The sequence below is a fragment of the Aphanothece microscopica RSMan92 genome (genome assembly GCF_046613545.2).
Classification (GTDB): Bacteria; Cyanobacteriota; Cyanobacteriia; order PCC-6307; family Cyanobiaceae; genus NIES-981.
On sequence record NZ_JBKKKY020000649.1, the window covers coordinates 1 to 398 of the forward strand.

Annotated in this window: 1 protein-coding gene; it reads left to right on the plus strand. The window is 66.8% G+C overall.

Annotation, left to right across the window (positions count from 1 at the left end):
• Positions 1 to 348: UTRA domain-containing protein (locus ACLD7X_RS19470; RefSeq protein ID WP_411425326.1), on the plus strand; the 348-nt coding region annotated here is incomplete at its 5' end.
• Positions 349 to 398: the final 50 nt, after the last annotated feature.

Here is a 398-nt window from a genome sequence, read left to right on the forward strand (position 1 = left end):
CGGCTGGGCATCGCCAACGATGAGCCGATCAGCGTCTCGCGCCATCATTTCAGCTTCGATCGCTTTCCCACGTTCGCCGAAGTCTATGCCCGCTCGCGCTCCGTCACCCAGACGCTGCGCGATTCCGGCGTGCCCGACTACACCCGCAAGCGCACCCGCATCTCCACCCGCCTGCCGACGCCGCGCGAATGCGAGCAGCTGCATGTGCCGCGCCATGTGCCGCTGATCGTGACGCAGAGCTGGAACGTGGACGGACTCGACAGGCCGCTCGAATACGGAGAGGCCCGGTTTGCATCCGATCGGGTCGAGATCGAGATCGAGCCCGAGCCCCGCCCCTCCCTGGACTAAGCCCGCCGAAGGACTGCGCCCATGACCCTCGTCCTCTCCAACGCCCGCAT